The following is a 20,433-nucleotide window of genomic DNA, read 5'->3' on the forward strand; positions in this document are numbered from 1 at the left end:
GAGTACTTGTGATTATCGCAAGGCGATTTGTTCCACAAGTTTAAACTTGTGAAAGGAGATTCATGGGCGCTCAAGCCGCACTCAAGGCAATCGCGGAACCGAGGCGGGTGGAGATCCTCTCGATCCTGCGCGATGCCGGCACGCTGTCGGTCGGAGAACTTGCCGAGCGGGTGCAAGTTACGCAGCAAGCGGTGAGCCTGCATCTCAAGGTGCTCGAGGAGGCGGGTCTGGTGGCGGCGCGCAAAGAGGGCGTGCGCCATCTCTATACGGTGAAGCCGGAGGGCTTCCGGCCGGTGCAGGAGTTTGTCGCCGGCTTCTGGTCGACGCATCTCGATGCACTGAAGAAATCGGCGGAGGGCGAATGAGCGAGAGCTATTCGACAAGCCTCTTTATCGCCGCTGCGCCTGAGACCGTTTTCGACCATTTCACCCGGCCGGACCTTCTCGTGCGCTGGATGGGCGATCACGCGCGGCTGGCGGCGAAAGAAGGCGGCCTGTTTTCGGTCGACATCAACGGTGTGCTGATCCGCGGTTCATATGTCAGCCTCGACCGGCCGAGCCGCATCGAAATCGCCTGGGGCGAAGCCGGCAATCAGATGATGCCGCCCGGTGCAACGCGGCTGGTGGTGACGCTGGCCGAGGAAGCGGGTGGTACGCGGCTCAATTTGCAGCATTCAGGGCTTATGCCCGAGGAAGCCGCCAAACACGCAATCGGCTGGCCGCACTTCCTCTCGCGGCTGGCAATCGCCGCTGCAGGCAGCGATCCGGGCCCCGATCCCTTTGCCAATGCCGGCTAAACGGCTATCCGGTTGTAAATGAATCGAAGAAATTCGGACGATGGCTGAATCCGGACCTGACAAACTGTGCCTTGTTGCGAATGACCTAGCGGGCGAGCGTGGCGGTGAGCCGGTGTTCGCCGGTGTTTCGTTTTCGCTTGAAGAGGGCAAGGCACTGACGGTGACCGGGCCGAACGGTTCGGGCAAATCGACGCTGCTGCGCGTCGTGGCCGGACTGCTGCCAGCGGCCGCAGGGACGATCACTTTCGAGGGCGGCGGTGAGGAGTGGCCGACGCCGCGGTCGGCGGCGCATTTTCTCGGACATCAGAACGGCATGAAGACCGCGCTGACGGTCGAGGAAAACCTTGTCTTCTGGCGCCAGTTCAACGGCGAACCGCATCTGGAACCTGACGAAGCATTGGAGATGGTGGGGCTTGGCGATATCGGCCATCTGCCGTTCGGCTATCTGTCGACCGGACAGAAACGGCGCGTTTCCATCGCGCGGCTGCTCGTCAGCTACCGGCCGCTCTGGCTGCTCGACGAGCCGACTGCCGGGCTGGATGCCGCATCGGAAGCACAGTTCGCGGAACTGATGCAGGTGCACCTGGAAGATGGCGGCATGATCATGGCCGCCACGCATCTGCCGCTCGGACTGGACGGGGCGCAGGAGTTGCGGATGGAGGAGGGATTTCGGTGATGTTGACCACCCCCACCCCGGCGCGTGCCGCGCCGACCCTCCCCACGAGGGGAGGGTAAGGTGCTAGCCCTCTACCTTCGCGATGTGAAGCTCGGCATCCGCGCCGGCGGCGGGGCGCTGGTCGGCATCATCTTTTTTCTGGCCGTGGTGGCCGTAGTGCCGTTCGGCGTCGGTCCCGACCTCAATCTGCTGGCGCGCATCGGACCCGCGATTTTGTGGATCGCGGCGCTGCTTTCCGTGCTGCTCGGCCTCGACAGGCTGTTTCAGGCCGACCGCGAGGACGGTTCGCTCGACCTGCTGCTGATCGCGGGTGACCGGCATATGAGTGCGCTGACCATTTTCGTGAAATGCCTGGCGCACTGGACGGCAAGTGTTGCGCCGCTGGTGATCGCAACGCCGCTGCTCGGGCTCTTCATGAACATGGAGCCTGACGCGATAGGCGCTGCTGCGCTCACGCTTCTCGTCGGTACGCCGGCGATCACCTTCATCGGAGCGGCGGGTGCGGCGGTCGCGGTTGCCCTGCCGCGCGGCGGACAGCTGGTTTCCGTGCTTGTGCTGCCTCTGGCGATCCCGGTGCTGATTTTCGGCGTGTCGGCGAGCTATGGCGCGGTGACCGACCCGGCGCCGTTTCTGCCGCCGTTCCTCATCCTCACCGCGCTGACGCTCTTCTTCGCCGTCATCGGCCCGCTGGGTGCGGCGCTGGCGTTGAAATGGGGTACCGACTAGCAGTCGCGCCGGCCTGGTCCGCCCCGAAATCGGCGAATGTTCGAATTGACATCCATCCAATTTGTTCATCTTATGTTCCGTTCGGGAATCTGGATGCGCAGCGATGGAAGCCACCATTCTTCATGCCGATCTCGATGCGTTTTACGCTTCGGTGGAGCAGCTGCTCAACCCGTCGCTGCGCGGCAAGCCGATCGCCGTGGGCGGCGGGGTGGTGCTGGCGGCATCCTACGAGGCGAAGGCGTTCGGCGTTCATGGCGGGATGACCGGCCGGCGAGCGCGCGAACTGTGTCCCGAGCTGATTTTCACCGGCGGTCATTTCGGCGACTACCAGCGGCTGGGCGATGCGGCGATTGCCGTGCTTGGCGATTTCACGCCCCTGGTGGAGCGTATCTCCATCGACGAGGCCTTCGCCGATGTCGCCGGCTGCACCCATCTTTTCGGTACGCCGGCGCAGATCGCGGCCGAAATCCGCCGCCGTGTGCGCAGCGAGCTTGGCCTGCCGATCTCGATTGGCGTGGCGCGCACCAAACATCTTGCCAAGATCGCCTCGCAAGTCGCGAAGCCTGACGGTCTCACCGTCGTCGATCCGGCAAAAGAGCTCGAGTTTCTGCACGATCTGCCGGTGGGGCTGATGTGGGGTGTGGGGCCGGTTACGCGGCTCAGGCTGGCGGATGAGGGCATTCTCACAATCGGCGAGCTGGCGCGGGTGCCCGGCCGCTCGCTGGAGCGGCTGCTCGGGCCGGCCGCCGGCGAGAAGCTATCGGCGCTCGCATGGAACCGCGACCCGCGCGCGATCAACACGAAGAGCCGTGGACGCTCGGCTGGAGCCCAGGCCGCTCTTGGGCGCAAGCCGGTGGACGCCAACGTTATTCAGCCGACGCTGCGGCGGCTCGCCGACCGTGTGGCGAGCCGGTTGCGCGCGAAGTCGCGGCCGGGCCGGACGGTGACCATACGCGTGCGCTTTGCCGATCTGCGCGCCGTGACGCGTTCCATAACCCTCGATACGCCGATTTCGGCGACCGGCATTCTGGCCGAGATCGCCGAAGAGCTGGTGTGGGCCGCCCTTGCCGACCACCCTGAGGAGAAGGAGATATCGCTGCTCGCCATTTCGGTCTCGCATCTGGAAGAAGCGCCGCCCATGCAGCTCGAATTTTCGATGGGGCTGGCGGACGAAAAGCGGCGGCCCGGCACCCTGCGAGGTGCCGCGCGCTGGAGCGCGGACCGGGCGGTCGACGCGATTCGCGACCGCTTCGGCTGGGAGGCCGTCGGCTATGGCGCTACTGCGCTGGAATCGGAAGGCGCGATACCCGATGCATTCCGCGAGCTGGCGGAAAAGGAGCTGTGATAGGGAGCCGGTATCGAAATTGTGTACGCACTGTCGCCATATCAGCCGGCAGCCGTGCATTGATTTTCAGGCGCCGAAGCCTCACTTGAGCGACCATGAAAAAGATCGGATTTCTCTCCTTCGGCCACTGGTCGCCCTCGCACGGGTCGCAGACCCAATCGGCATCTGACGCGCTGCTTCAATCGATCGACCTCGCGGTCGCGGCGGAAGAGCTGGGCGCCGACGGCGCCTATTTCCGCGTGCACCATTTCGCGAGGCAGCTTGCCTCGCCCTTTCCGCTGCTGGCGGCGGCCGGTGCCAAGACCAGCCGTATCGAGCTCGGCACCGCCGTTATCGACATGCGCTACGAAAACCCGCTCTACATGGTGGAAGACGCAGGCGCGGCCGATCTCATCGCCGGCGGCCGGCTGCAACTCGGCATTTCGCGCGGCTCGCCCGAGCAGGTAATCGATGGCTGGCGCTATTTCGGTTACCAGCCGCAGGAAGGCGAGACCGACGCCGACATGGCGCGCACAAACACGCAGATATTTCTGGAGGCGCTGAAAGGGCAGGGTTTTGCGCAGCCCAATCCGCGACCGATGTTTCCCAATCCGCCCGGCATGCTCCGCCTGGAGCCGCACTCGGACGGCCTGCGCGAGCGCATCTGGTGGGGTGCGGCGTCGAACGGCACCGCCGAGTGGGCGGCGAAGCTCGGTATGAACCTGCAAAGCTCGACGCTGAAATTCGACGAAGGCGGCAAGCCGTTCCACGTGCAGCAGGCGGAGCAGATTCGCGCCTACCTTGCGGCGTGGAAAGAGGCCGGGCACGGGCGCGAGCCGCGCGTTTCCGTCAGCCGCTCGATCTTCGCGCTGGTCAACGACATGGACCGCGCCTATTTCGGCGGCTCTGACAGCCAGGACCATTTCGGCTATATCGAGCCGGAAAAGGTGGCCGTATTCGGCCGCACATATGCGGCGGAGCCCGACGTGCTGGTGGAGCAGCTGAAGGAAGACGAGGCGATTGCCGAGGCCGACACGCTGCTTCTGACGATCCCCAACCAGCTTGGCGTGGATTACAACGCGCACGCGATCGAGAGCGTGCTGAAGCATGTCGCGCCAGGGCTCGGCTGGCGCTAGGCGCGGCGATTTCAGATAGCTGCTTCCAGCGTTTCGCGGCAGGCCGGAGCGCAGGGCGTTATGCGTCAGGATGCCCGGTTATGGGTTCTTGTGCCAAACGGGCGAGCCGCTCGAGATGACTGGCCCAGCCCTGCGCATGAGCGTCGACGAGGGCGGGTGTTCTTTCCGCCGGGTGTACGCTCCAGCCTGAGTGAATGAGAAGCAATTGCGTGCCGGCCGGTATTGGATCGAGGCTGAAACGGACCTGCGTGTCGCCAGGCCAGTCGTGGTCAGCCCAGCTCATCGAAAGCAGCCGGGGCGGCACGAACTGCTTCACAATGCCGGCGGTGACCACCTCGCGCCCGCCATCCGACCAGATTTCGCGCAGCGTACCACCGGGCCTGGCGTCGAGTTTCACATGATCGCCCCACCAGACCCGGATGTGGTCCATGTCCGTCAGGAGCCGCCAGACCCGGTCTTGCGGCGCGGCGATGAGGGCCGAAATCTCAATGCGGTCGTGGGCAATGGCGGTTCGCATTATTGCCGCCTGCCCGGTTTCATGGCCGGCGTCGGTCGGCAGCACGCATGAAGCATAAGCGGTTTCATCCCGGCATTCGTTCAAAAACAGGAAGTGTCGGATCGACGGCATCCCAGCCATGCCCGCGGGCGCCATATGTGATGGCCTGCGGTGCGAATGCCGCGGGATCGTCCAGGCTCGCGGCATGAATTGCGATCACGTCCGGCATCGCGACGATGGTCAGGTACACCGGGGTGCCGCAGGTCGGACAGAAGGCATGAAGCTTGTCGTTGCCGCTGTCGGCCGTGATGCGCCACTTCGATGCCTCGCCGGTGATCTCGACATGCGTGCGGCCGGCAAAGCTGAGATAGGAGCCGTGCCCGGTACCGCTCCGTTTCTGGCAGTCGACGCACTGGCAGTGGTTCTGGAAAACTGGTTCGCCGCGCGCCGCGTAACGGACCGCGCCGCAGGCGCAGCCGCCGCTGTATCTGGTGGTCATCGATGTTTCCTTCGAGGTTCGTGACGTACGGGCGTTCACGCCGCTTTCGGTTCTGCGAAAACGTCGAGGCCGCGGCCGGTTTCCAGGAATGATTTCAGGCTGGAGAGGACCACCGGCCAGCCTTTGGCGATGCCGTTGGCCATGCCGCTGCCGGCGATGAGTTCGTCATGCGATACAGTCAGGCGCACCATATCCTCGTATTCGGCGATATCGAATGTCACGCGGCTATGCGCTGCCGGATCGTCGGCCTGCGAGGCACTCGCCCAGGTTATGACCAGCCGGTTCGGCGGCGCAGTCTCCACCACGTTGCCGACAAGCTCGACAGTGCGGTCATTGTTCGCGCGGATGTGCTGCCACTTCGAACCCGGTTTCCAATCCGACACGTTCTCGTGCCCCCAGTAGCGCGCCGCCAGCTCGGGTTTTGTGATCGCCTCGAAGACTTTTTCGGGCGTGGACGCGATGTAGGTGACGTAAACGAAGCTGGTTGTCTCGCCGGTCATGAGCGGTCTCCTTCAAGTTCCCGTTTCAGGTCGTGCAGCAGGCTGAGCCGCTGCCGTTCGAATTTGCGGACCCACCGCTCGTAAACCTCGTGCAGCGGGACCGGATTGATGAAATGCAGTTTTTCGCGCCCGCGCCGGACGGTGCTCACCAGATTGGCATCCTCCAGGATGCCGAGATGCTGGGTCGCCGACTGGCGGGCCATGTCGAGGTTTGCGCAAAGCTCACCCAGGGTCTGGCCATTCGTCTCGCACAGAAGATCGAGCAGCTTCCTGCGGGTCGGGTCTCCCAGCGCCCGGAAGACACTGTCATCGTCCATCGTTGTCTCTCATGAGGCAATAATATGCAGGTAAATACCTGCATGTCAATCGTGGCGATGCGCCGACGGCAACTTACCCGCGACACTGTCCCTCACGTTCCTTTGATCCGCGTCAATTGCACGCCATGATTGCCCGGTCTATTTGAGAGGTTATGAGCGACGCGACCACGCTGCCCCGCAGGATTACCGATCTCGCAAACCCGACGCGGTTCATCGCGCTGGCCGACAGGCTGGTGCCGTGGCTTGCCGGGCTGGCTGTGGTTGTGCTCGGCGTCGGGCTTTGGATGGGCTTCAACGCGCCGGAAGACTATCAGCAGGGTACAACGGTGCGGATCATGTACCTGCATGTGCCGTTCGCCTGGCTGGCGATGTTCATCTACATGGTGATGGCCGCAGCGGCAGTGGGTACACTCGTTTGGCGGCATCCGCTCGCCGATGTATCGCTGAAGGCGGCTGCTCCCATAGGCGCGGTGTTTACAGCACTAGCGCTGTTCACCGGGTCGGTCTGGGGCAAGCCGATGTGGGGCACCTGGTGGGTCTGGGACGGGCGGCTGACCTCGGTCTTTGTGCTCTTCCTGATGTATCTCGGGCTCATTGCGCTGACGCGGGCGCTGGACGACCCGTCGCGCTCGGCGCGGGCGGCGGCGGTGCTGACGCTGATCGGCGTCATCAATATTCCGATCATCAAATTTTCGGTCGAGTGGTGGAACACGCTGCACCAGCCGGCATCGGTGGTGCGGCTCGACGGGCCGACGATCCATCCGAGCCTTTTGTGGCCGCTGCTGATTTCCGCGCTTGGCTTCACGCTGCTCTATGCGACGCTCCACCTGATGGCGATGCGCACCGAAATCTGGCGGCGGCGGGTGATTTCGATGCGGCGCATGGCGGCGCGCGGCGCGGAGCCGGCGAAGCCATGACCCACACATTCTTCGTTTCGATGGCCTATGGCATTTCCGCGCTGGCGCTTTGCGGGCTGGTTGGCTGGATCATGATCGACCAGGCGGCGCGCAAACGCGAGCTGGCCGAGCTGGAAAAGCGCGGCGTGAAGCGGCGCTCTGGAGGCGGCAAAGCGTGAGCGCGGCAGACGAAGCGGGAAAAAAACCGAGCAAGGCGCTGTGGGCGCTGTTGCCGCTCATCGTTTTTGCCGTGCTGGCCGGCATATTCCTGCTGCAGCTCCTGTCAGGCCGCGACAACTCGATCATCCCCTCCGCACTCATCGGGCAGGCTGCGCCGCAGACCGTGCTGCCGCCGCTCGAGGGCAGCGGCCTGCCGGGGCTCGACCCGGCGTCGTTTGCCGGCAAGGTGACGCTGGTGAACATCTGGGCATCCTGGTGCGCGCCATGCCGCGAGGAACACCCGGTGCTGATGCAGCTCGCGGCGGATGGCCGGTTTGGCATCGTCGGGCTGAACTACAAGGACAAGACCGAGAACGCGCTGCGCTTCATCGGTAATCTGGGCAATCCCTATGCGGCGATCGGTACCGACGAAGCAGGCCGCGCGGCGATACAATGGGGCGTTTACGGCGTGCCGGAGACCTTCGTCGTCGGCAAGGACGGCACCATTCGCTACAAACATGTCGGGCCGATCACGCCACAGGCGCTGGAGCGCGGCCTGATGCCGGCGATCGAGGAAGCACTGGGCGGCTGATGATGGTCGACGCGGAAGGCAAAGCTACTTTCGCTCGCTCCGCTCACCCCTCTCCCCGCCCTTCGACAAGCTCAGGATGAGGGGAGAGGAGGGCTGCCGAGCAGTCGGGCTACCCTCTCATATCGCCTCCGTTCCGGAATGGATCCCGGCTCGTGGTCGCAAGCTCCCGTAGCCGGGATGACGGCTTTCCGGGGCGCGTTCACGAAGCTAATGTCGGCCCATGCTTTCCTCGGAACTTCTCGACCATTTCGAACATCAGGCCGAGGCCTGCGACAGTTTGGGTTCGCCATTCACGGCGCGGGTCTGCCGGCTGCTGCCAACGCTGCTCGACGACAGCAGTGCAACCGGCCGGCGGGTCATTGAATGGCCAGGCCATTTCCGCGCGGATGCGCTGTCGCTGAGGCTGACCGGCGGGCTGCACGCGCTCGTTCTGGCCGGCGCCGACGATGCCCTAAAGGCCGCCTATCCGCCTAACGAAGCGAGCGACGCCGGACTTGCCGACGCTCTTGGCGGCGCGATTTCGCGCAATGACGGCTTCCTGCACGACTATCTGAACTCGGCCCCGCAGACCAACGAAGTGGCGCGGTCGGGCATGCTGCTGCCGGGGTTTCTGACGATCGCGCGCGAAACCGGCCTGCCGCTCGCCATCCGCGAGATCGGATCGAGTGCAGGGCTGAACCTCGTCTTCGACCGCTTCCGCTATGTCTATGGCGAGGCGGCGTGGGGAGATGCCAACGCGCCTGTGGTGCTGTCCCCCGAAGTGCGGGGCGAAATTCCGGTGCCGCTTGAGGGCGATCTCAGGATCGTTTCGCGCGCCGGCAGCGATATCTCCCCGGTCGACATTACGAGGGAGGCGGAGCAAAACCGGCTGCTTTCCTATGTATGGGCGGATCAGGCGCTGCGGCTCGGCCGCATCGAAGCCGCGATAGGTCTTGCGAAGGAAGCGCGGGTGAGCGTGGCAAAAGCGGACGCCGCCGACTTCGTGCGCCAGGAACTCGCGAACCGACGCGACGGCGAGGCATTCGTGCTGTTCCATTCGATCATGTGGCAGTACATGCCGCAGGCTTCAAAAGAGGCAATCCATGCCGCGCTGGTCGAGGCAGGGAAGGGTGCGAGGCGCGACGCGCCCATTGCACGGCTCAGGATGGAGCCGCTGGGCGATGCGCCGCATGCGACGCTCAGCCTTACCTCATGGCCGGGCGGCGAAACGCGGCGGCTGGCGAAATGCGACTATCATGGGCGTTGGATCGAGTGGACGTAGACTGCTCGATATTCGCGCCCGCGCGGTCTGCAAATGGCGAGTGCTGCGCTTCCGGTGCTCACGTACCTGAACGTACGCTCCGCTCCGGTTCTCGCACTTACCATTTTCGACTCACGCTGACACGAATATCGAGCAGTCTACCCCGTTGATGGCTTCACCACATCGACTTCGCGTAGGATTTGTCGAGGCTGTCATCGAGTTCGCTGGCGGACTCCGCGAGGCCGATCTGGTCGCGCAGGATAGCGCCCAGCGTCGGCATATCGGCGCGATCGGGCCAGCTTTCCGGGCTCCACAATTCGGAGCGCATGAAGGCCTTGGCGCAATGCATGTAGACAGCCTTGATCTTGACGACGAGGACCGTGGCCGGCTCGCGGCCGTCGACCGCGAGCCGCGCGCGCAAGCCGGCATCGGCGGTGATGCGGCCCTCGCCGTTGATGCGCAGCGTCTCGTTCATGCCCGGAATGAGAAAGAGCAGGCCGACGGCCGGGTTCGCGACAATGTTTTCCAATGTGTCGAGGCGGTTGTTGCCGGGGCGGTCGGGGATGGCGATGGTGACATCGTCGAGCACGGAGACGAAGCCGGGCTTGTCGCCCTTGGGTGTGACGTCGGCATTGCCGTTGACGTCCTGCGAACCGATTAGGACGAAGGGGCTTCTGGCGAGGAAATTGCGCGCGTGCGGATCGAGGAAAGGCAGTTCCTTTTTCACCGCGCGTTCGCTGGCCGCCTTGTAGTGCGCACGAAGTTCTTCCACCGAATTGACGAATTCCATGGCGCTACTCCCCGGCTTCGGCAGCCTTGTCCTCGATTGAATGCTTCATGATCAGCGGCATTTGCGAGACGGTGAACAGGAAGGTTATGGGCATGATGCCCCACACCTTGAATGCGACCCAGAAGTCGGTGGTGAAATTGCGCCACACCACTTCGTTGGCGATGGCGAGGAAAAAGAAGAAGAAACCCCAGCGCCAGGTGAGCTTGGTCCAGCCCTCGGCGTCGAGCTTGAAGGCGGAATCGAAGACGTAACCCAGCAGCGATTTGCCGAAGGCAAGGCCGCCGAGCAGCACCACGCCGAAGAGCGTGTTCACGATGGTCGGCTTCATCTTGATGAAGGTTTCGTCCTGCAGCCAGAGCGTGAGCGCACCGAACACGAAGACAATGACGCCGGAGACCAGCGGCATGATGGGGATGGTGCGGGTCAGGAACCATGAGACGACAAGCGAGACGGCAACGGCGGTCATGAAGAGCGCCGTGGCGACGAAGAGCGGCCCGCCAAGGTCGGCCAATATTGGCCACAGGCTGACCAGCCACTCGCCGCGCGCATTGGCGAAGAAGAAGACGAGCAGCGGACCGATCTCAAGGACCAGTTTCAGCCCGGGGCTGATGTGCTTGCGTTCGGGGTCCGCGGGGTCGCGTTCCATAATGGGGTCGGTCATTGTCGGCTTTCTTGCTCATTGAACATTATCGTGTTTTGGATTGCCGCCTTATTGTAGACTCTCCCTAGGCTGAAGTCCTGGGACCCATCAGCGCCTTCTCTACCTACGTACAATCCCACAACTCGAAACTCCTGTTCCCGACCACCTTGGTATTGGCGACCTTCCTGATCGTAGAGTTCTATTGTGCGGCTGAGGACAGGGCTGCCTGATAGTCCGGGACGTCCCAGTGTATCGATTAGAAAAACAGGCGACCCATCGTGCTGAAAATGAGGTTCAGTGGCGATGGATGCCCTTTTCCACATAGGAAAACCGTCCGGGTCAACGCGGCCGACACCCATAGGATATCCGACCACAAATACCTCTTCGCCTACCCTAGGCAAATACTGATCCGCCTCGGCCGCGTAAGCATCTCCTCTATTGTCAAAAAGTAACGTTGCTTCAGAGATATCGAGACTCGGCACGACTGCGCCGCTGCGTGAGACCTTTGACGTTACGTCGATCACGCCGACATCCCAATCGGACCTTTCCTGCCAAACCTGCATACCATTTTCGTAAAGCTCGATAGTGAGCGCGCAGTTCTCAATAGTGTCGGTGGTTACGCTGAAAAAGTTGGTATTGAGGTATCTGGGCAGCCACTTTCGTTGATCAAAGTGATGTGGTGCAAAGCCGGCGAGCCCTAGGAGGGCGTGTTTCGCGGTAATTAAAAAAAGATGGCCAGCAAAAGCGGCGAAAAAGCCAGTGGCCGACGCTTTCCTCCCTTCTCCATCGCCAAGGCGTAGTGGGACTACGGTCAGGCTTTCCCGTCTAATAGACTTGATTGGGAACGAGTTCATACTCCTGCGATCGCGGCGGCGAAATCGGTCGCCGAGAAGGGTTCGAGGTCGTCGACCTGTTCGCCGACGCCGATGAAATAGACCGGCAGTTTGTGCTTGGCGGCTATGGCGACAAGGATGCCGCCGCGCGCGGTGCCGTCGAGCTTTGTCATCACCAGGCCGTTGACGCCCGCCACATTGCGGAAAATCTCGACCTGATTGAGCGCGTTCTGGCCGGTGGTCGCATCGACGGTCTGCAGCACGGTGTGCGGTGCTTCGGGATCGTGCTTGCCTAGCACGCGGACGATCTTCTCAAGCTCGTCCATCAGCTCGGTCCTGTTCTGCAGGCGGCCGGCGGTGTCGATGATGAGGACATCCGAACCGGCTTCCCTGGCCTGTTCGAAGGCATCCCAGGCGAGGCCGGCTGCGTCGGCCCCGAGCTTGGAGGAGACGACCGGCGAGCCGGTGCGCTCGCCCCAGATCTTGAGCTGCTCGATGGCGGCGGCTCGGAAGGTGTCTCCCGCGGCAAGCGTGACCGACAGGCCGCCGCCGACCAGTTTCGCCGCGAGCTTGCCGATGGTCGTGGTCTTGCCGGTGCCGTTGACGCCGACCACAAGAATGACATGCGGCTTGTGCGAGAGGTCGAGCTCCAGCGCCTGCGCGACCGGCGACAGGACTTTCTCGATCTCGGACGCCATCACACCGCGGACTTCCGCATCGGAGACGTCACGGCCGTAGCGGCTGGCCGACAGCGTGTCGGCAATGCGCATGGCGGTTTCGGCGCCGAGGTCGGCGCGGATCAGCACGTCCTCCAGATCCTGCAGCGTGTCTTCGTCTAGCTTGCGCTTGGTGAAGACGCCGGAGATGGACGACGACAGCTCTTTCGACGAACGCGACAGGCCGGAGCGCAGCCGTTGCAGCCACGAGGTTTTCGGCTGTTCGGGCTCGGCTGCTGGGGCGGCTTCGGCAGCGCGCTCGACCGATTTGGACACTGTGACTTTTGAGGCGGGCGAAACGCCGCTCCCTCCAGCGTCGCCGGGCTCCGCGACCTGCTCTGCCGGCGGGGAGGTGGGAGCGGTATCTGGTTGCGGCTGAGCCTTGGCTTCAACCGGCTCGGGCTTTTCCTGGCCTACATCTCCCCGGGGGGGAGAGGAGCTGTCTTTCGACGGGGCGATTTCCGGATCAGGAAGCTCAGCCAGGTCCTGCTCGATCTCGTCCAGCCGGGCATCGATAGAGGAGGCGATGTCGTCCTCAGGTTCGACCCAGGGCTCTGCCGCCTCGAGCGCGGCAGCGTCTTCGGGCGTGACGTCATCGGAAACGACGGACGCTTCATCCTCGCCCTTCGCAGGGGCGGCAGGCGTGGGCGCCTTGGGCTTTGAGACCTTGGCCTTAGGCTTGGTGGGCTTTGCCTCCGATCGCGGCTCGGCAACAGCCTCGCCGGCCTCTTCCTGCGGGGGAGAGGGGCTATCCGCAGACGGCTTTGCCTCAGGCTTGGGCGGTTTTGCCGGCTCCGAGGGAGGCGGAACCTCCGGCGCGGGCGGCTCGGGCTCCGGCTCGGGCTGTACAGGTTGCGGCTCGGGCTCAGGAGGCGCGGGGGGCGTTTCAGGCGGCTGCGGAAGTTCGACGGGCTCAGGCTGAGGCACTTCCACGGGTGCAGGCGCTGGTACTTCCGCCGGCTGCGGCGGCACCCCGGTCGGAGCGGGCGTGGCAGCAACGCCACCCGCATCAGCGCGCGCTGCAACGTCCGAAGGGGGCGTCAGTGCCTCGGTTTCCGCCTCTGCGGGAACTTCCTCGACCTCCTTCTTTCCGAAGGAGAAGATCTTCTTGATGAATCCGAATGCCATCAGGGAACTCAGGCGGCTGCGATTGTCTGGGTGGCGGCTATCAGGCAGTCGCCGTCATGGCCGGTGATGCGGGCTTCGACGATTTCACCGGGCTGGCCCCGGTCGACTGCCGCGAGCGTGAAATCCTCCGTGCGGCCAAGCCCCTCGCGCTCGACCAGAACGCGCTGGCTGGTGCCGGCGAGCGCCGAGAGATGGCGGGCATGGGCGGCGTCTCCGGCAGCACGCAGCCGAGCTGCGCGCTCTTTGACGATGCCGCGACCGACCTGCGGCATGCGGGCGGCGGGCGTGCCTTCGCGCGGGCTGAACGGAAAGACGTGGAGGTGGGTCAGGCCGCATTCCTCCACGATGCGCAGCGAATTTTCGAACATCGCGTCGGTCTCGGTCGGGAAGCCGGCGATGATGTCGGCGCCGAAAACGATGTCGGACCGCAGGCTGCGGACGTCCTCGCAGAACCGGATCGTGTCGTCGCGCAGATGACGGCGCTTCATGCGCTTCAGGATCATGTCGTCGCCCGATTGCAGCGACAGATGGAGATGCGGCATGAGGCGCGGCTCGGTGGCGATGACCTCCATAAGGTCGTCATCGGCCTCGATGGAATCGATGGAGGAAAGGCGCAGGCGTGCAAGGTCCGGCACTTGCATCAGGATCGTGCGAACCAGCTTGCCGAGACGCGGGGTACCCGGCAGTTCGGCGCCGTAGCTGGTGAGATCGACGCCCGACAGAACCACCTCCGCATAGCCGTTGCCGGCCAGCCGCGCGATCTGGTCCACCACCGCGCCCATGGGCACCGAACGGGAGTTTCCGCGGCCATAGGGGATGATGCAGAAGGTGCAGCGGTGGTCGCAGCCGTTCTGCACCTGTACGAAAGCGCGGGCGCGGCCCTCGATCGCATCGACCATGTGGGAGGCCGTCTCGCGCACCGACATGATGTCGTTGACGCGTGCCTTCTCGTAATCGTTGACGCCGAAATCGGGCAGGGCGCGGTAGTTGTGCGCGGCAAGCTTTTCCTCGTTGCCAAGAACGAGATCGACCTCGTCCATCGCGGCGAATGTGTCGGGCTCGGTCTGCGCCGCACAGCCGGTAACGACGATGCGCGCATCCGGATTTTCACGGCGCGCCTTGCGGATCGCCTGCCGGGCCTGACGCACGGCCTCGCCGGTGACGGCGCAGGTGTTGACCACGATTGCGCCGCCCTTCAGCCCGCCAAGACCGGCGGTTTCGGCCTCGCGGCGAATGACTTCTGACTCGTAGGTGTTGAGCCGGCAGCCGAATGTGACGACGTCGAGGGGCATCAGGCCGCGCTCTCGTTGTCGCGCTGCCAGGCGCCGGTGGCGGGGTCGAAAGTGCCGGAGAATTCCCATTCGGCGGGGCCGGTCATCATAACATGGTCGTTGGCGAGCCATTCGATGCCGAGCGGGCCGCCGGGTACATTGACGGTGACCTTGCGGCCGGTGCGGCGAGTGCGCGCCGCGCACACTGCGGCGGCGCAGGCGGCAGAACCGCAGGCCCTGGTGAGGCCGGCACCGCGCTCCCATGTGCGGATCGCGAGTTCGGTGCCGGATACCGTATTGGCGATGGTGATGTTGGCGCGCTCGGGAAAAAGCGGATGATATTCCAGCATCGGGCCGAGACGCTCGAGGTCGTAGGACCACACGTCTTCATCGACCCAGAACACCGCGTGCGGGTTGCCCATGGAAGCGACCGAGGGCGAATGCAGAATAGGCGCATCGATCGGACCGACCTGCAACTCGATCATGCGGGTGTCGTGGAACTCTTCCGACAGCGGGATTTCCTGCCAGCCGAAACGCGGCTTGCCCATGTCGACCGAGATCAGCCCGTCGGCATGTTCCTCGGCGGTCAGGATGCCGGCAACGGTTTCGAAGGTGAAGGCGGAGCGACCGGTTTCGGCCGACAGCGCCTGAACAACGCAGCGCATGCCGTTGCCGCAGGCCTGGGCCATCGAGCCGTCGGAATTCAGGATCTCGACGTAATTTTCGGTGCCGCGCGTGCGTGGATCGTGGATGGCCATGATCTGATCGAAGCGCGTCGCCGGATCGGCATTGAGCGCGATGGCCGCAGCCGGCGAAACGCGTTCCGCGCGGCCGCGCATGTCGGCAACGATGATCTCGTTGCCGAGGCCGTTCATTTTGGCGAATTGCGCACGTTGGCTCATGCGGCGCTATATGGCCGAAACGACCCGCAATTACCAGTGTTGGCGGCCGGTTCGCGGGCGATCAGGCGATGGCGAACACGCCCAGCAGCATGAGCAGGAACAGCACAAGCACTATGCCGATAAGGAGTTTGGCGCCGGTCATTGCGGCGCCCGAGATCGAATTGAAGCCGAGCAGGCCAGCTACGGCGGCAACGACGAGGAGGATCAGGATCCATTTGATCATGACAAAGTCCTTTCTTCTGTTGTGCCCACTGCCCTGAAATTGCGCCTTGGCCTCCGTCAGCCTTCGACCAGCGGGACATCCCAGACCTCGCCTGCCCGCATGGGGCGGAAGCGCTCTTCCGGAATGCCCTTCCCGGCGAGTGCCGCCTTGAGCTTCTGGCGCGGCTCATCGATGGGCTCATCCGTAAGCTGGAAAGTGGCCCAATGATGGCCGGCAACATGCGCTGCATCGCACAGCAGCATGCCTTCGACCGCTTCTTGCGGGTTCTGATGCTGGCCTTTCATGAACCAGCGCGGCTCGTAGGCGCCGAAGGGAAGGATGGCGAGGCGGAAGCCGCCGAACTTGTCGCGGACGCGGCGGTAATTGATGCCGTCGTGAAAGCCGGTATCGCCGACATGGTAGATGCGCCCGGCCGGGGTTTCGAGCACGAAACCGGCCCACAGCGCCATGCGCCGGTCGCCCAGACCGCGCGCCGACCAGTGGTGCACCGGCTCGAAATGGATGACGGCGGCGCCGACCTCGATACGGGCGCCCCAGTCATGCGCGGAGATGCGCAGTTTCGGCAGGCGCTTTGCGAGGATCGCGTCATTGCCGAGCGGGGTCAGCACCAGCGGGTCGAAGGACTTTTGCAGCCGGTCTAGCGTGGCGATGTCCATATGGTCGTAATGATTGTGGCTGAGCAGGACGAGGTCGATCTCCGGCAGGTCCTCGAAGGCGATGCCGGGCGGTGCGACACGCTTCGGCCCGGCGAAGGAGAACGGCGAAACGCGCTCCGACCAGACCGGATCGGTGAGGATGTTCATGCCCGCTGTCTGGACCAGCATTGTGGCATGGCCGACCATCGTGATGCGCAAGTCGGTGCCATGGACCTGTTTTTCGGGGACGGCGGCCGGAAAAGGGCTCGGCCAGCTTTCCGGCCATTTGTTGCGTTCGCCGTTAAAGCGCCATTTCAGCAGATCGCGGAAGCGGCCCGGCGGCGTGCCACCCGGATTGAAGAAGATGCGGCCGTCGAAATGATCGCTGTCGGGCCCGGAGTAATAGCGATTGCCGGATTTCATGGCGTCCTGAAGCAAGTGAGCGGTTTTGGTCGGTCGAAGATAGGCCGTCGGACGCTTGCCGCAAGGCCGCGGGCGTGCCTTCGGATAAAACTTAGCAATATTGCGAAGTTTTGCTTGCATGACCACCGAAACAGGTGATAGTTAGCAGTATGGCTAAGCATGATACCGACCTGTCGCTGCTCTTTCACGCTCTGGCGGACCCGACCCGCCGGTCGATCCTGACGCAGCTCGCTGAAACGCCGGCGCGCGTGACGGACCTGGCCGGCCCGACGGGACTGCGGCTGCCGACCGTGATGCGGCATCTCTCCGTACTGGAGGAGGCGGGGCTGATCGCAACATCGAAAGACGGGCGCGTGCGCACATGCGCCATCGTGCCGGAAGCATTCAGTCCGGTGCGGACATGGCTGGATGAACAGCAGGCGATCTGGGAAGCCCGCCTCGACCGGCTGGATGCATTTGTAATGAATGTGATGAAGGAGCGCGGGAAATGACACAGAACCTTGCCGCCACCGAAACGCCGCTTGAGGCTGCGAACGACGGAACGAGCCGCGTTGCGACGCTGTCGTTTCAGCGCGAGATAGCCGCACCCGCCTCCGTGTTGTGGGCGGCATGGACGGCGCCGGCAGCACGGGCCGTATGGGCGGCGCCAACCCCGGCGGTCACGGTGGAGTTTCTGGAGGCCGACAGCAGAGTGGGCGGGCGCGAGGTCTCGCTGTGCAAGGTGGACGGAGAACCGGACATTCGCTGCGAATGCGGCTGGCTGGAAATGCAGCCCGAAAGATGCAGCGTGAATTACGAGGTGATATCGCGCGAAGGGGTTACGCTATCGGCAGCGCTGGTGACGGCGAATATTTCCGGCGCAGGCGACCGCAGCCGGCTGGAAGTGACCGTGCAGCTCTCCTCGCTGGGCGAAGACATGGAAGCGGGATACCGGCAGGGGTTCGGTGCCGGGCTGGACAATCTCGCGGGTGTCGCCCAGCGCACGATGCTGCTGCAAAAGGTGATCCGTGCGCCGCGCCCGGTTGTCTGGGGTGCTTGGGTGAATAACGAGACGCTGCCGCAATGGTGGGGTCCGGAAGGTTTTTCCTGCCGCACGCAGCGGATCGACCTCAGAAGCGGCGGCGAATGGCTGTTCGACATGATCGGGCCGGACGGAACAGTTTTTCCGAACCACCATCTTTATCGCGAGGTGATTCCCGAGGAGCGTCTCGGCTACTCACTGCTTTGGGGCGAGAACGGCCCGAAACATGCCGATGCCTGGGCCTCGTTCGAGGACCAGGACGGCGCGACGAAAGTCACGCTGGGCATGGTGTTCAGCACGGCTGCCGAATTCCAGGACGCGAAGGGGTTCGGCGCTATCGAGCTGGGGATGGAAACGCTGGGCAAGCTGGAGCGGTTCGTCGCACCGGCCTGACGGGCAATTATACGTAACGCTGCCAAACCGTGCCGGGACCGAAGCGTCACCGGCACGGTTTGCGCAGGTCGTAATGACGGTTGCGGTGACTTATTGCCCGCAATAAACCGGGCATTAACCATAAACGGCCGATTCTTCCGCAAGATCGCCATGATTGTCCGGCTTGAACGGGGCCGTGATACCAGAAATACGGGGCAGTCCCCGGAGGACAATACACAATGACGAAAACTGGCATCCTCGCTCTGACGGTTGCGGCGCTGGTAATGGCGGGCTGTTCGAGCTCGCGATTTTCGTCGCTGAACACGCGCTCGCCTTCCACTGTGGCCGAACCGCTCCAGCCCGCGCCGGCAGGCACGGTGACGGCCGGACAACTGCCCCCGCCACCGGGAACGACCGACCCGACAGCATTCCCCGATGCGCCGACAGGACCTGAAAACACCATGCCGGTGGATGTTGCTTCCGCCAGCGGGCCGGAACTGACGGCCGGTGCGGTTGCGGGCGTGTGGAACGCCACCGTTTCGGGACAGGGTTGCCGCATCGCGACGCCGCAGACCAAGTTCGGCCAGGGCTTCCGTGCCGGACCGCTGCGCTGCCCCGCGCCACTCGACACAGTCAAATCGTGGAACGTGGAAGGCAAGCAGCTGGCGCTCTACGACCAGAATGGCGGGCTTCTCGCACGGCTTTATTCGACCGGATCCGAGCGCTTCGATGGCCAGACGAGCTCCGGCCTGCCGGTTTCGCTGACCCGCTAACGCGTCCGTCCGGGAGGACACAGGGGAGGGGCACGCCATGCCGCTGGGCGATGGGCTGACCAACCATCCCTCTCTGGTTCAGCGCTACAACGATCTTGCCGAACAAGGAAAGCTGGCGCCCGATCCGCGCCAGGTGGAAATCGCACGCGCCTTCGATGCGCTGCTTGACGAAATCACCACAAAACGTCTTGCCGCCAAAAAAAGCTCGCTTGGCTGGCTGTTCGCCAAACGCACGGAAAAGGAGCCGATCCGCGGGCTCTACATTCATGGCGGCGTCGGGCGCGGTAAGACGATGCTCATGGACATGTTCTTCGAGCTTCTGGCCGCAAAGCGCAAAAGGCGCGTGCACTTCAACGTGTTCATGGCCGATGTGCATGACCGCATTCACCGGCACCGACAGGCACTGAAGAAGGGCGAGACGAAAGAAACCGACCCCGTACCGCCGATCGCCAAGGCGCTGGCCGATGAAGCGTGGGTGCTGTGTTTCGACGAGTTTTCGGTAACGGACATCGCCGATGCAATGATCCTGTCGCGGCTGTTTTCAGCGCTGTTCGGGCATGGCGTGGTGCTGGTTGCGACCTCCAACGTTGCGCCCGACAATCTCTACAAGGACGGGCTGAACCGCGGGTTGTTCACGCCGTTCATCGGGATACTGAAAGAGCATGCGCGCATTCTCAATCTCGATTCCGAGACCGACTACCGGCTGCTGAAGCTCAACCGGCTGCCGGTCTATGTCACGCCGCTCGGGCCGCAGGCCGACGAGGAGCTGGACCGGGCCTGGTCAGCGGTCACCGAAGGCAAGGACGTTGCGACGGCTGAACTGGAGCTGAAGGGCCGCAGCATTCAGGTGCCACGCGCCGCCGGGCGCGCCGCCCGGTTCGATTTCGCCGATATCTGCCGGAAAGCGCTGGCTGCACGCGACTACAACCTGATCGCCGACAGCTATGACACCATTTTCATCGACAATATTCCGGTCATGAACCGCGCGACACGCAACGAGGCGAAGCGGTTTATCCTGCTGATCGACACGCTTTACGACCGCGGCAAGCGACTGATTGCCAGCGCTGCAAGACCGCCGGCGGAGCTTTATGCCGAAACCAGCGGTACCGAAGCCTTCGAGTTCGATCGCACCGTTTCGCGGCTGATCGAGATGCAAAGCCATGACTGGCCGGACGGTGGCGATGCGGCCAATCGCGCAGCGGAATGAAGCCCTCAGGCAGCCCAGATGCGGAAAAGCTCACGCGCGAGTGAATAAACTTTGACGTTTACGTAAATCCCGAACGATCTAAACGATTGAAAACATTAGCGCGGCAATAATCGGTTGAGTTTTTACGTTGCCGCAGCTATGG

The 20,433-nt window shown here is 63.6% G+C and carries 26 protein-coding genes; 14 read left to right on the top strand and 12 right to left on the bottom strand.

Annotated elements, in window-relative coordinates:
• Positions 1 to 62: 62 nt before the first annotated feature.
• From EP165_RS07945 to EP165_RS07970, 6 genes are all read left to right on the top strand, one after another.
• Positions 63 to 365, top strand: coding sequence for an ArsR/SmtB family transcription factor (locus tag EP165_RS07945; protein WP_127521243.1), 303 nt, complete (start codon positions 63 to 65; stop codon positions 363 to 365).
• Positions 362 to 796 (top strand): SRPBCC family protein, encoded by a 435-nt coding sequence (locus EP165_RS07950; RefSeq protein ID WP_127521245.1) that lies wholly within the window; start codon positions 362 to 364, stop codon positions 794 to 796. Before EP165_RS07945 ends, EP165_RS07950 begins: the two co-directional genes overlap by 4 nt.
• 40 nt (positions 797 to 836) lie before the next feature.
• Positions 837 to 1,472, top strand: a complete 636-nt coding sequence (gene ccmA / locus EP165_RS07955; RefSeq protein ID WP_501981664.1) for a heme ABC exporter ATP-binding protein CcmA — start codon at positions 837 to 839, stop codon at positions 1,470 to 1,472.
• A 60-nt stretch (positions 1,473 to 1,532) separates the two neighbouring features.
• Entirely contained in the window at positions 1,533 to 2,198 is a 666-nt protein-coding gene (ccmB, locus tag EP165_RS07960; protein WP_127521247.1) for a heme exporter protein CcmB, read from the top strand.
• Positions 2,199 to 2,301: 103 nt separating this feature from the next.
• Positions 2,302 to 3,543, top strand: coding sequence for a DNA polymerase IV (gene dinB, locus EP165_RS07965; protein WP_127521249.1), 1,242 nt, complete (start codon positions 2,302 to 2,304; stop codon positions 3,541 to 3,543).
• Positions 3,544 to 3,638: 95 nt separating this feature from the next.
• Positions 3,639 to 4,658 (top strand): LLM class flavin-dependent oxidoreductase, encoded by a 1,020-nt coding sequence (locus EP165_RS07970; protein ID WP_127521251.1) that lies wholly within the window; start codon positions 3,639 to 3,641, stop codon positions 4,656 to 4,658.
• Positions 4,659 to 4,716: 58 nt separating this feature from the next.
• Here EP165_RS07970 and EP165_RS07975 read toward each other — a convergent pair whose 3' ends face one another.
• The 4 genes from EP165_RS07975 to EP165_RS07990 form a co-directional block, all read right to left on the bottom strand.
• Positions 4,717 to 5,175, bottom strand: a complete 459-nt coding sequence (locus EP165_RS07975) for an SRPBCC family protein (protein ID WP_164742982.1) — start codon at positions 5,173 to 5,175, stop codon at positions 4,717 to 4,719.
• A gap of 64 nt (positions 5,176 to 5,239) precedes the next feature.
• A complete protein-coding gene (locus EP165_RS07980; RefSeq protein ID WP_127521256.1) occupies positions 5,240 to 5,653 on the bottom strand; it encodes a GFA family protein in 414 nt (137 codons plus the stop codon).
• A gap of 35 nt (positions 5,654 to 5,688) precedes the next feature.
• Entirely contained in the window at positions 5,689 to 6,153 is a 465-nt protein-coding gene (locus EP165_RS07985) for an SRPBCC family protein (protein WP_127521258.1), read from the bottom strand.
• Positions 6,150 to 6,470, bottom strand: a complete 321-nt coding sequence (locus EP165_RS07990) for an ArsR/SmtB family transcription factor (RefSeq protein ID WP_127521260.1) — start codon at positions 6,468 to 6,470, stop codon at positions 6,150 to 6,152. The genes EP165_RS07985 and EP165_RS07990 overlap by 4 nt, the downstream gene beginning before the upstream one ends.
• Before the next feature lie 152 nt (positions 6,471 to 6,622).
• On the opposite strand from EP165_RS07990, the gene EP165_RS07995 reads away from it, so the two are divergent.
• The 4 genes from EP165_RS07995 to EP165_RS08010 all read left to right on the top strand — a co-directional run bounded on the left by EP165_RS07995 (position 6,623) and on the right by EP165_RS08010 (position 9,378).
• On the top strand, positions 6,623 to 7,387 hold the full coding sequence (locus EP165_RS07995; RefSeq protein WP_127521262.1) for a heme ABC transporter permease: 765 nt from the start codon (positions 6,623 to 6,625) through the stop codon (positions 7,385 to 7,387).
• Positions 7,384 to 7,545, top strand: coding sequence for a heme exporter protein CcmD (gene ccmD, locus EP165_RS08000; protein ID WP_127521264.1), 162 nt, complete (start codon positions 7,384 to 7,386; stop codon positions 7,543 to 7,545). The genes EP165_RS07995 and ccmD overlap by 4 nt, the downstream gene beginning before the upstream one ends.
• Positions 7,542 to 8,117 carry a DsbE family thiol:disulfide interchange protein gene (locus tag EP165_RS08005; protein WP_127521266.1) on the top strand — a complete coding sequence of 192 codons (576 nt, stop codon included), beginning with the start codon at positions 7,542 to 7,544 and terminating at the stop codon, positions 8,115 to 8,117. Before ccmD ends, EP165_RS08005 begins: the two co-directional genes overlap by 4 nt.
• A gap of 220 nt (positions 8,118 to 8,337) precedes the next feature.
• Positions 8,338 to 9,378, top strand: a complete 1,041-nt coding sequence (locus EP165_RS08010; protein ID WP_127521268.1) for a DUF2332 domain-containing protein — start codon at positions 8,338 to 8,340, stop codon at positions 9,376 to 9,378.
• A gap of 154 nt (positions 9,379 to 9,532) precedes the next feature.
• Here the strand turns inward: EP165_RS08010 and EP165_RS08015 are convergent, their stop codons facing one another.
• The 8 genes from EP165_RS08015 to EP165_RS08050 all read right to left on the bottom strand — a co-directional run bounded on the left by EP165_RS08015 (position 9,533) and on the right by EP165_RS08050 (position 16,918).
• Entirely contained in the window at positions 9,533 to 10,147 is a 615-nt protein-coding gene (locus EP165_RS08015; RefSeq protein ID WP_127521270.1) for a pyridoxamine 5'-phosphate oxidase family protein, read from the bottom strand.
• Positions 10,148 to 10,151: 4 nt separating this feature from the next.
• Positions 10,152 to 10,808: a septation protein A gene (locus EP165_RS08020; protein ID WP_127521272.1), complete on the bottom strand. Its 657-nt coding sequence runs from the start codon at positions 10,806 to 10,808 to the stop codon at positions 10,152 to 10,154.
• Complete coding sequence (locus tag EP165_RS08025; protein WP_127521274.1) at positions 10,805 to 11,641, bottom strand: S1 family serine peptidase; 837 nt, start codon at positions 11,639 to 11,641, stop codon at positions 10,805 to 10,807. Before EP165_RS08025 ends, EP165_RS08020 begins: the two co-directional genes overlap by 4 nt.
• Positions 11,638 to 13,464 (bottom strand): signal recognition particle-docking protein FtsY, encoded by a 1,827-nt coding sequence (gene ftsY, locus EP165_RS08030; RefSeq protein ID WP_127521277.1) that lies wholly within the window; start codon positions 13,462 to 13,464, stop codon positions 11,638 to 11,640. Before ftsY ends, EP165_RS08025 begins: the two co-directional genes overlap by 4 nt.
• Positions 13,465 to 13,472: 8 nt before the next feature.
• Entirely contained in the window at positions 13,473 to 14,756 is a 1,284-nt protein-coding gene (gene mtaB, locus EP165_RS08035; RefSeq protein WP_127521279.1) for a tRNA (N(6)-L-threonylcarbamoyladenosine(37)-C(2))-methylthiotransferase MtaB, read from the bottom strand.
• Positions 14,756 to 15,637 carry a diaminopimelate epimerase gene (gene dapF / locus EP165_RS08040; protein ID WP_127521281.1) on the bottom strand — a complete coding sequence of 294 codons (882 nt, stop codon included), beginning with the start codon at positions 15,635 to 15,637 and terminating at the stop codon, positions 14,756 to 14,758. The genes mtaB and dapF overlap by 1 nt, the downstream gene beginning before the upstream one ends.
• Positions 15,638 to 15,698: 61 nt before the next feature.
• The gene (locus EP165_RS08045) at positions 15,699 to 15,860 is read right to left on the bottom strand and encodes a DUF1328 domain-containing protein (protein ID WP_127521283.1); all 162 of its coding nucleotides are present in this window, start codon (positions 15,858 to 15,860) and stop codon (positions 15,699 to 15,701) included.
• Between the two features lie 56 nt (positions 15,861 to 15,916).
• Positions 15,917 to 16,918 carry an MBL fold metallo-hydrolase gene (locus EP165_RS08050; protein ID WP_127521285.1) on the bottom strand — a complete coding sequence of 334 codons (1,002 nt, stop codon included), beginning with the start codon at positions 16,916 to 16,918 and terminating at the stop codon, positions 15,917 to 15,919.
• Positions 16,919 to 17,067: 149 nt separating this feature from the next.
• Here EP165_RS08050 and EP165_RS08055 point away from each other — a divergent pair, with 149 nt between their 5' ends.
• The 4 genes from EP165_RS08055 (at position 17,068) to zapE (ending at position 20,291) form a co-directional block, all read left to right on the top strand.
• The gene (locus tag EP165_RS08055) at positions 17,068 to 17,409 is read left to right on the top strand and encodes an ArsR/SmtB family transcription factor (protein ID WP_127521287.1); all 342 of its coding nucleotides are present in this window, start codon (positions 17,068 to 17,070) and stop codon (positions 17,407 to 17,409) included.
• Positions 17,406 to 18,332: an SRPBCC family protein gene (locus EP165_RS08060; RefSeq protein ID WP_127521289.1), complete on the top strand. Its 927-nt coding sequence runs from the start codon at positions 17,406 to 17,408 to the stop codon at positions 18,330 to 18,332. The genes EP165_RS08055 and EP165_RS08060 overlap by 4 nt, the downstream gene beginning before the upstream one ends.
• A 218-nt stretch (positions 18,333 to 18,550) precedes the next feature.
• Positions 18,551 to 19,084, top strand: a complete 534-nt coding sequence (locus tag EP165_RS08065; RefSeq protein WP_127521291.1) for an AprI/Inh family metalloprotease inhibitor — start codon at positions 18,551 to 18,553, stop codon at positions 19,082 to 19,084.
• 37 nt (positions 19,085 to 19,121) lie between these two features.
• Entirely contained in the window at positions 19,122 to 20,291 is a 1,170-nt protein-coding gene (gene zapE, locus EP165_RS08070; RefSeq protein WP_127521293.1) for a cell division protein ZapE, read from the top strand.
• Positions 20,292 to 20,433: the final 142 nt, after the last annotated feature.

The sequence above is a fragment of the Mesorhizobium sp. Z1-4 genome (assembly GCF_004000235.1).
Taxonomy (GTDB): Bacteria; Pseudomonadota; Alphaproteobacteria; order Rhizobiales; family Rhizobiaceae; genus RCIO01.